Below are 9,978 nucleotides of genomic sequence, written 5' to 3'. Positions count from 1 at the left end.
CGAGATCAGTGACGCGCTGCGCAATGAAACGGCCCTGCCGACGCCCAAACTCGAAGCGCTGCGGACCTTCACCGTGCAGATGGTGCGCAACCGCGGCTTCGTTTCCGACACGCAGATGCAGGCGTTTTTTCGACGCAGGCTATGGTCACCGCGCGGTGCTGGACGTGATCCTCGGCATGGCGCAGAAAACCATCTCCAACTACGTCAACCACGTTGCCGAAACCCCGGTGGATGAGGTTTTCCAGCCGCTGGCATGGAAGCGCGGCGACAAGAAGCTCGACGTTTAAAGTAAAAGGCGCGCCCAGAGTGGCGCGCCTTTTTTCGACAGCCTTTAAGCCCGCCGTCCTTTACTGGGCAGTCTTCCAACGGTCGAGCGTGAGCGTCACCATCGCCTCATCAAGGTTCACCGTCACCCCGCCGTCTTGGATCAACACCTGAAGCTTCATCGCGCGGTTTGCCAGATCGGCCAGCGCTTTCGTGTCAGCCTCGGGCAGGTTGACCACTTCGAGATTGTCAAAACGGGTTGTGCTGTTCTTGATCTTGTCCCACCAAACCTCAGCCGTTCGGCCGCCATAGGGATAGACCACCACCTTGGCCGCTTTGTTGCAGGACTGGCGCAAGACCTTCTCGCTTGGCAGACCGAGCGTGATCCAAACATCCAACTCCCCGCTTAGACTTTTCTGCCAGATGTCTGGCTCATCGTCGGTCGACAGGCCTTTTGTCATTTCCAAATGCTCATGGGCGTTAAGGGCAAAGGCCATCAGCCGCACCATCAGCCGCTCATCGGTTTCCGAAGGGTGTTTGGCGATGGTCAGCTTATGGGTCTCGTAATAATGACGATCCATGTCCGAGACCGAAAGCTCGACTTTGTAAATGGTGGCATTCTGCGCCATGATATGTCTCGTTTTCCAAGGTAGGCGCTGCCTACGCGCTTGGGCCGACCGGGGAAAGGGAATTGTCACGGGGCTTTGCGCGGGTCCAGCAGATGAAAGCCCGCCAATTTTGCGCGAAATTGGCGTTATTCAGCCGGCGGCAGCCCCCAAAAGGCCAAGCATCTTCGCCAGCATGCCGTTGTGCGGCAGGGGAACTCATCCTACCCTAGCCCCATGATCGACCGTCGCACGCTTCTCTGGGCCCTCGGCTCTACCGCTTTGACTGCGACAGCGGCGTTTCCGCGAGAGGCGGGTGGCGCCCTACGCGGGTTCAACCTGATCGAGACGCCGAACGCCCCCTTCGGCAGCACCGCCGCCGCCCAAAGCATCGCGCGGCTGCGTGACACAGGCGCGACGGCGGCGACGGTGATCCCCTTCCTATGGCAGCCTTCGCCCAGCTCCAGCGCCATCGTCATGGGGGATGCGCTGCCCCATGACAGGATCGCCGCCGGGATCGCGCAGCTGCACGCCGCGGGGCTCGCCGCCATCGTCAAACCCCATGTCTGGGTGCCCGAAAGCTGGGCCGGCGCGATTGCCCCCGAGCCGGACAGCGCAGACGCATGGCACGCCGCCTACGCAGAGGTTCTGCGCGCCATCGCGCTCACGGCAGAGCGCAACGGCGCCGACGTGCTCGTCCTCGGCACCGAATTGCGCGGCGTATCGGGGGCGCCGCGTTGGGGCGACACCATCGCCGAGATACGCGCGCTTTTCAGCGGAAAGCTCACCTATGTCGCCCATGGCGCCGATGAGGCCGAGAAGATCGCATTCTGGCCCGATCTGGATGCCGTGGCGGTATCCCTCTACCCCGTTCTAGGCGCCCCGGACGCGCCGACCGATTGGGACCGCGCCATCGCCGCAGAATTGGACCGGGTCGCCGCCGTGGCGCGCAAACACTCAAAACCCATCTGGATCGCGGAAATCGGCCTCCGCTCCGCCGAAGGCGCGACCGCCCGCCCATGGGAAAGCGCCGAAGAACGCGCCGCCCCCGCCGATATGGCGCTTCAGGCCGAGGTGCTGGCACGCTGGCTCCGCGCCCTTGAGGCCCGTGGGATTCAAGACGTCTGGATCTGGCGTTGGTTCACCGACCCCGACGGCGGCGGCGCGGGAGACACTGATTTTACGGTGCAGAATAAGGTGGCGCAGGAGGTGATCGCAGGTTTTTGGCGCGAAGGATGAACGGGCTTAGGAGGCGCGAAGCATCGGGATCGTTCATACGAAAATGCGGAAGACCTTTTGGAAAAGGTGGTACCCAAGGCCGGACTCGAACCGGCACGCCTCGCGGCGGGGGATTTTGAATCCAGTCGAAACCTTTCTATTTCAGCATCTTAAAGACATATAGCTCACATCAAAATGGGTTATTTTTCGAACATTGTGTGAGTACGGTTTGTGGCACAGGCCTTCATCTCTCTCATCGCGACAATCAGAAGTAATCTGTTTCAGAGGTAAGCTTGGTCCGGCAGGAAAAACCTACCGAACCGTCTGCCTCAGCTCCAATGTGCGACGGACCGTCGCTCGAAGCTCTCGCGGAACTGCTGTGTCGATTTGGGCATCACCTCTCCGCTGCCCCAGTCAAGGATCACCGCGTATTGCCGCACCGCGTCCATCTCGTTGATCTCGCCATTGCGGTACAAGCGCGAAACCACTTCGGGGTCCGTCCGCGCCCAGGCCTCGCGGTTTTCGCGGATATGCGCCCGGGCCTTCCGGGTCGCCTCGACGTCGATTTCAAAGTCCAGCGTATCGGCGTCATTTACCTTGATGACCACGCCATAGTCGGTCTTTGCCCGCTCGACCGAGACATATTCGTCGATCACATCCTGACGCACCCGCTCTGGATCGCGCTCCATCGGATCGCCGTATCCACCACCGCCTGCCGTGGGTCGGGTAAACCTGTCGCCGCTCTTGATCTTGTAGTTGGAAAAGACCGATCCCAGCCAGTTCTGCTGGCCGGTCTCTGCGTGTTCAACCATCAGACCATGGGGCATGGACGGCAGGCCGCCTTCGACGCCCCAGACAACGGCCCGTTCCCGGTCGCAGATATAGGACATCACGGTGTTGTCCGCTTCCAGCAGCGTTGACGCCTTGATGACCCCCGCACCGCCGCGCCACTTGCCAGGCCCGGGGCTGTCCTGTTTGATCTGAAACTCATCCGCCCGGGTCGGGTTTACCCGCTCGTTGCCCTCAGATGGTTGCGACATCAGACCTGTGCCGAAACAGGCGGTGGTGACATCGCTGCCGTCCTTGCCGTTGCGCCCGCCCCAGCCGCCGGGGAGCCATTCGTAGAACATGTAGATCGGCTTTTCAGGCTTGCGCAGATCGTTGCCCCCGGCAAGCAGGTATTCAAGGTTGAAGGCGCAGGCGATGGCGCGCTCTGGCATGATCTGCGACCACATCTCAAAAATCGCGTTCATGATCTTCTCAAACGGCATCAGGAAGCCGGTCACGGCGACGGGCCATTCGGCACTTACCACGCTGTTCTCGGGCGCTTTGATCTCGACCATGCGGTAAAACCCGCTGTTGAGCGGCAGATCAGGAAAAAAGGTCTTCATTCCCGCCACCACGGCCGAGAAGGTAGCCCCATGCGCGGAGTTGTAGATCGACGAGATCGTCGGGTGGCTGCCTTCAAAATCATAAAGGATTTCATCTCCTTTGATTGTCATCTTGATGTGGATCGGAATCATCCCCTCGCCCGCGCCGGGGTCGCGGTCGATATAGTCCACCGCCTCCCATGTGCCGTCGGGCAGGTCCGAGATGCGCTGGCGCACGGCGCGCTCGACATAGTCTTGCACCTCCTCCATGCCTTGGGTTACCTGATCGCGCCCGTATTTGCCAACAAGACGCTGGAGTTCGCGTTCCGCGACCTGCGTGGCCTGCGCCTGCGAGTGGATGTCACCGATGATGGAGGCCGGGTCGCGCGTGTTTGCCGCGATCATATTTGCTACGTCGGCGCAAAACTTGCCCTTGCGAAACAGCCGGATCGGCGTGATCCGCACGGCTTCGCCAAACATCTCATGGGCCGTGACGTTGAACGAGCCGGGAACCGAGCCGCCAAGGTCTGACCAATGCCCGTTGGACTGCGAAAAGCCGATCAGGGTTTCTTCGTCAAAGATCGGGCGGATCAGGCGGACATCGCTGAAATGCGTGCCCCCCGCGTAGGGATCATTGACTGCATAGACATCGCCGGGGTACATATCGCCCTCAAAGGCGCGGATAACGTCCTTGCAGGTGTAATGCAGCGTGCCCACATGGACCGCGATGTCCGAATTGCCCTGCGCCACGCAGTTGCCTTGGGCATCGTGCAGCCCGTTCGAAAAGTCACGGTTGTAGATCACGAAGGAATAGCAGGTGCGCAGCATCTGCTCTGCCATTTGGTCAACAGAGGTGATGAAAGAGTTTTTCAGAACTTCGAAGGTGACCGGATCAAGGTCGAGTCTGGATAGGGTGTTCATGGTTCAATCCTTCACGCGAATGAGAATGTTCATGTATTGATCGACCGACGCCACAGCCTTGGGCGGTATGACCACGGTGGAATCGACTTGCTCGGCGATGGCGGGGCCGCTGAACTCTGCCCCGGCCTTCATCTGCGCCCGGTCATAAACGGCCGCATCGCAGGCTTCGCCTTTGAACCAGACGGAGCGATGGCTGGTCGGCTCGGGGGTGTGTTTGACCACGTCGAAAGACGGCAATTCGGCCTTTTGCACCACGCCGGTGGCCTTGACGCCGACCCTAAAAATGCTCACGGGCGACTCTTCGCGGCGGAAATTATATTCCCGCTCATGTTCGGCGTGAAAACCGTTCACAAGGTCTTCGGTGCTGGTGATTTTCGACGGTGCCGACACCGCCAGCGAGCGCCACTGGCCTTGGTACATCATCTCGACCGTGCGCTGCAAAACCGTGTTGTCGGGCGACACCCCTTCGTGGCGCAACCGCTCGACCGCCTCCTTTTCGATCCGGGCAAAGGCGGCTTCGAGGTCTTCGGGCGTCGTGTTGGCGGCGTCGGCCATGAAGTTGTCAAAGAAGTCATGTTGGATATCGACCAGCAAACAACCCATCGCAGAGGTGACGCCGGGATTGGGGGGCACGATGACAATGGGGATCGACAACTCGCGGGCGACCGCCGCACCGTGTAGGGCGCCCGCCCCCCCAAAGGCCACCAAGGCGAAATCGCGCGGGTCATGGCCGCGGCTGATCGACAGCAGGCGCACGGCGTTGGCCATATTGGCATTGGCCACGTCGATGATGGCCTCTGCTGCCGCGTGCAGCTCCATCCCAAAGGGCTCCGCCACTGTTTCGCGCACCGCCTTTTCCGCGAGGTCAGGGTCGAGCGTGATGTCCCCCCCCGCGAGGCTGTGGCCCAGACGACCAAGGACGACATTGGCATCGCTGTTCGTGGCAACTTCATTGCCGTTGGAATAGCAGGCCGGCCCCGGATGCGCCCCGGCAGATTGCGGCCCGTTGCGCAGCGATCCGCCCTCGTCCTTCCACGCTAGCGATCCGCCGCCCGCGCCGATGGTCAGCACCTCAATGCTTGGAAAGCGGATCGGGTAGCCGTATTCGATGTACCAATCCTTGGTGACCGTGGATTCGCCCCGGTAGGTCAGTGACACATCGGTGCTGGTGCCGCCCATGTCGAAACCGATGGAGTTTTCATAGCCGCAAAGGTTGCCGATAAAACGGCTGGCAATGGCTCCCGCCGCGATGCCGGACCCGGCCAAGCGTGCGGCAAAGTCCTTCACGCTTGCCGGTGTCATGACGCCACCGCCGGTGTGCAGCAGCAGCAAATCGCGTTTGTACCCGCCGTCCTCAAGCTTGTCGCTCAGGCGCGAGACGTAATCGACCACCACGGGCGAGACGACGGCGTTGACCATTGTGGTCGAGAACCGTTCATGTTCGAAAATCTCGGGCATCACCTCGGAAGAGATCGAGATATGCACGTCCGGCATCACGTCGCGGAGGATTTCGCGCATGCGCACCTCGTTCTCGCCGTTGACGTAGGAGTTGATGAAGCAGACCGCGATCGCTTTGACGTCGCGCTTTTTGAGCACAGCGGCGACTCGGCGGGCGTCCTCTTCGTCCAACTTTCGGATGATCTTGCCGTTTGCGTCAATGCGTTCCTTGACGGTCAAGCGGTCGCGCCGGGGAATATAGGGTTTGGCCACGTCCTTGTAGGTGTCCCAAAGGTCTTCTTTGTTTGACCGCCGGATTTCCACAACGTCGCGGAAGCCTTCGGTGCAGACCATCGCGGCGCGGGGCAATTTGCGGGTAATCAGCGCATTGGTGGCCACCGTTGTGCCATGCGAGAACATGGTGACATCCGACAGGTCGACCTGTGCGTCCGACACGCCTGTCATGATTGCGCGCATCGGGTCATCGGGTGTCGAGGGGGTCTTTTCGATGCGGATTTGGCCACTGCCCTCGTCCATGATGCATACGTCGGTAAAGGTCCCTCCGACGTCTACCGCCACTCTCGTCTTGGTCATCTGCTGTTCCTTACATGCTCTGCGCCTGTCGGATGGCCGACCGGCATTGCTCTGGGCCGCGAGGGCTCAGTCATTTGGTTTCGTTGGATGGGTTTTGCTTGGTCAGACGGGGCGGTGCTCCGCCTCCGTCCGGGCTTTCTTGCGGGTGGCTGTTGGCGTGCAGCCAAAACGGCTGCGGTAGTGTTTGCAAAACTGCGCGTGGTCGTAAAATCCCCATTTGTGCGCGATCTGCGCCATCGTGGAACTGTCATGGGCCATGGTGAGCGTCTCGTGACAGCGGGTCAGCCGCTTGTCGCGTATATAGCCCACGACCGAACAGTCGTTCTCGGCAAACAGTCCCTGCAGGTAGCGCAGGGAAATGCCGCAGCATTCAGCCACCAGCGTCGGTGCCAGCTTTGGGTTTGCGAGGTTGTCGCGGATGAATTGCTCTGCACGTTGCAAATGCGCTGCGCGGATGGTGGAGACGGAACTGTCCAAGATGCGGTCATCGCTGCGCATCGACAGGCACAGAAGATCAAGCAGGTGCTGGCCTGCCAATTCGCGCGCAGCGTCGTTGATGACATCGATGCTGCCGATGGTGTTGCGCACCGCCCCCACAAAGAAAGACCCGACGCCTGATGTCGCATCAAAGGTCAGCGCGCTCAGGCGTTCGGTCGGCCCCAGCCGGGATTGCACGCTGGCGGTCGGGACTTTCAGCACCCAAAGCTTGTTGCGCTGTGCATGAGAGAATTCATAGGCCATGTCGCCCTGTTCCACCAAGAAGCCGCCGGGCGCGCAGCGGGTTTCGCGCGATGCCTGTTCAAATAGCACATCCCCCGCGTGGGGGATCGTGATGAGCAGGCAGCTGTCCTTTTCTGCGGCAAAGTGGCGTTTGTGGCGGCGGTACATGACCGCGTCGCAATGCATCTCTGACAGCCCCAAGATACCCAGCCCCCACGACTTGAGCGCGCCATTGAACGTTTGCGGATCGTGGCACTGTACCGACAGCGGGAAGTAGGTCTCAGAGATTGTCCGGGACCACATCGCGCTTTTGTCGGTCGCTCCATTGTTGTCGGTCGAAACTAGCATCCCTTCCTCCCGTCCGGCGCTTCACTTGGAACCGCGGACTTCAAACTCTTCAGTAAACTCTATCCAGAACCAGCGCGCAAAATAGGTGATTTGCGCACAAAAATTTGGATCGGTCCTAGCTGGTGGCCGCTTAAAGAAACTCAACCTCGATAAAGGCAAACGCCGTGTCGTTCCCGCTCAGCACATCGTGCTCGACACCGCGCTTCCGGAAATAGGGCACGCCGACCTTAAGCTCGGATCGGCTGATGGCCCCCTCCGCATCGCGAATTTCCAGCACTCCGTCTTGGACAGGCACGACGAGATAGTCGTAGTTGTGACGGTGCCAGCCGGTGTTGTCCCCGCGCCCGGCAAAGCTCCACCGCGTCACGCGAGTGCAGGGGTTGTCAATCAGAACGGTTGGAACGGCGCTGCCTTCTTTGGACGTACCGCACATCTTGAACCCCTCCTGCTTCAGTGGCGGGGCGGCCAGTGTCACCCCGATTGAGGGGGATTCTAGCCATTCTCGGGCCATCCGTCGAATGATTTAGCGCGGCCCTGTCACTTAGCCGCCGAAGGGTCAGCCGACGAGCGAAATGACCAAGGGCAGTGAAATCGCGGAAAAGGCTGTGCCGTAAAGGACGGTGCGCGCAGAGAGCGGCACGCTGATCCCTTCGGCGCGGGCCATGACATAGACGTTCGCCGCCGGGGGCAAAGCGCCCATGATGATCGCGGTTGCGACCCAGATCGGATCAAACCCAGAAAAGACCATGAAGGCCAGCGCGACCGCTAGAGGATGCAAAATCAGCTTCACCCCAAGGCAGGCCCCGAGCCGTGCTCCCATCACGCCGCCCCGGTTGCGGGCTAGTGTCAGGCCCAGCGAAAACAGCGCTGCCGGGGCGGCGGCGTTTTGAAATCCGGTGAGAGGCAAGTCGAGGAAGGTCGGCAGCACCCAGCCCGTGCGCGCAAAGACGAGTGCGGCCAGCGTAGCAAGGATGAACGGATGGGTCACAACTTTGCGCAGGGATTGAGTCAAACGGGCAAAGCCGCGCCGCCCTTCGCCGATCATAGCGGGCCAAATGGTGAAGATCAGCAAGACATCGGCGCAGAACACGAAAGCCGCGGGCGCCCCCGCCGCGGGGCCAAGCACGGCGACCGTCAGTGCAGGCCCCATGTAGCCAATGTTGGAATAGCTCGCCGCAAGGCCGAAGACTGCCGCATGGTCCCCGGTCTTGTTGCCGCGCCCGATCAGCCAGCCGATCAGAAACATCAGCCCGGTCATCGCGGTGGTCACGGCCAGAAAGCCCAAGAGACTGACCGCGCCCGGCGGCACCACCCGCACCGATTGAAATAACAGCGCCGGCAGCGCGAGGTAAAAGATGAAAGCATCCAACCAGCGCTGCTGTTCCGCCCCGTGCCGCAGCAAAAGCTGGGCCACAACACCTGCGAGAATGTAGATAAAAAAGGGTGCGATCAGGCCCAGACCAACGATCACAACAGGGCGCTCGTCAGCTTTGACACAATACTCTCACATGCGTTGGTTCGGGAATTCATGGCGCAACTCTATGGATAAACTCCGAGGGTGGTACAAGACTGTCGCGCCTAAAATTGCAACTTGGGGGATAGGAAGGCAGAGGTGAAATAGGACATCAGCGCCTGTTTGGCGGGCGTCAGCGTCGTGGACCGATTGAGGGCCAGCCCGACGTCCATCGTGGGTATTTCCACATCCGTCGCCACTGTTTCGATCCGTCGTCCCTCCAGTGACCAAGGCCGGTAGACCATATCCGACAAGATCGTGACCCCCTGCCCGTTCGCCACCAGCGAACGCACCGCCTCCACCGAAGACGTGCGCAGCTTGATGCTCGGGTGCGCGTTGTTGCTGTTCCAGTATTTCATCGTGGAATGCGCAGCTTCGTCCACGGTCAGCATAACGTAGGGCTCTTTGGCGATGCTGTGCAGCGACACCGCCCCGCCGTCGCAAAACCGATGCCCCGCCGGGACCCAAAGCCGCCTTGGGGATTTGAGCAAAGTCAGCGTCTCAATCCCTTCGCGGTGGATGTTCGAGGTCAGGGCAACGGCGATGTCGATCTGGCTGCGCAGTAGTTGCTCCTCAATGCTCTGGCGGTTCAATTCAACGATGCGAATGTCGATGCAGGGGTAGAGCTGCGCCAAGCGGCCCAGATGAAAAGGCAGGAAATAACCAAGCACCGTATAGGTCGCGGCGATGGTCAAAATGCCGGTGATGTCAGAGGTGCCGCGGTGGATCTGATGGGCCGCATCGACCTTTTCCAGAATGTCCCGCGCCACCGGCAGGAACTCCCGCCCCGCCTCCGTCAACTCCATGCCCTGAGCACGGCGCTGAAACAGGGTAACGGCCAAGAGCGCCTCAAGATCGCGGACCGACCCCGTAACCGCAGATTGAGAAATCGAGAGCAATTTTGCTGCCCGGCTTACCTGCCCAGTCTCTGCCGTCGCAACAAAATACTTCAAGTGTTTGAAATTCAACGTCTACACCTTTTACCTGC

General features: G+C 60.6%; 8 protein-coding genes and 1 pseudogene. 2 read left to right on the top strand and 7 right to left on the bottom strand.

Annotated elements, in window-relative coordinates:
* Positions 1 to 287, top strand: a pseudogene (locus FCK22_RS06555) (carboxymuconolactone decarboxylase family protein); the annotation flags it as partial.
* Positions 288 to 347: 60 nt separating this feature from the next.
* Here FCK22_RS06555 and FCK22_RS06550 read toward each other — a convergent pair.
* Complete coding sequence (locus FCK22_RS06550; RefSeq protein WP_067268339.1) at positions 348 to 893, bottom strand: YaeQ family protein; 546 nt, start codon at positions 891 to 893, stop codon at positions 348 to 350.
* Positions 894 to 1,151: 258 nt separating this feature from the next.
* On the opposite strand from FCK22_RS06550, the gene FCK22_RS06545 reads away from it, so the two are divergent.
* Complete coding sequence (locus FCK22_RS06545) at positions 1,152 to 2,108, top strand: hypothetical protein (protein WP_067268372.1); 957 nt, start codon at positions 1,152 to 1,154, stop codon at positions 2,106 to 2,108.
* A gap of 308 nt (positions 2,109 to 2,416) precedes the next feature.
* Here the strand turns inward: FCK22_RS06545 and FCK22_RS06540 are convergent, their stop codons facing one another.
* The 6 genes from FCK22_RS06540 to FCK22_RS06515 form a co-directional block, all read right to left on the bottom strand.
* A complete protein-coding gene (locus tag FCK22_RS06540) occupies positions 2,417 to 4,378 on the bottom strand; it encodes a hydantoinase B/oxoprolinase family protein (protein WP_067268337.1) in 1,962 nt (653 codons plus the stop codon).
* Between the two features lie 3 nt (positions 4,379 to 4,381).
* On the bottom strand, positions 4,382 to 6,409 hold the full coding sequence (locus FCK22_RS06535; RefSeq protein ID WP_067268335.1) for a hydantoinase/oxoprolinase family protein: 2,028 nt from the start codon (positions 6,407 to 6,409) through the stop codon (positions 4,382 to 4,384).
* A 102-nt stretch (positions 6,410 to 6,511) separates the two neighbouring features.
* Positions 6,512 to 7,477, bottom strand: coding sequence for a helix-turn-helix domain-containing protein (locus tag FCK22_RS06530; RefSeq protein ID WP_067268333.1), 966 nt, complete (start codon positions 7,475 to 7,477; stop codon positions 6,512 to 6,514).
* A 130-nt stretch (positions 7,478 to 7,607) separates the two neighbouring features.
* A complete protein-coding gene (locus tag FCK22_RS06525; protein ID WP_248646444.1) occupies positions 7,608 to 7,988 on the bottom strand; it encodes a cupin in 381 nt (126 codons plus the stop codon).
* Positions 7,989 to 8,033: 45 nt separating this feature from the next.
* A complete protein-coding gene (locus tag FCK22_RS06520; RefSeq protein WP_067268331.1) occupies positions 8,034 to 8,948 on the bottom strand; it encodes an AEC family transporter in 915 nt (304 codons plus the stop codon).
* Positions 8,949 to 9,055: 107 nt separating this feature from the next.
* On the bottom strand, positions 9,056 to 9,943 hold the full coding sequence (locus tag FCK22_RS06515) for a LysR family transcriptional regulator (RefSeq protein WP_247738109.1): 888 nt from the start codon (positions 9,941 to 9,943) through the stop codon (positions 9,056 to 9,058).
* Positions 9,944 to 9,978 lie beyond the last annotated feature (35 nt).

This window comes from Sulfitobacter sp. 15WGC (assembly GCF_005068605.1).
GTDB lineage: Bacteria > Pseudomonadota > Alphaproteobacteria > Rhodobacterales > Rhodobacteraceae > Sulfitobacter > Sulfitobacter faviae.
This window is presented reverse-complemented; position numbering and strand designations above follow the sequence as displayed.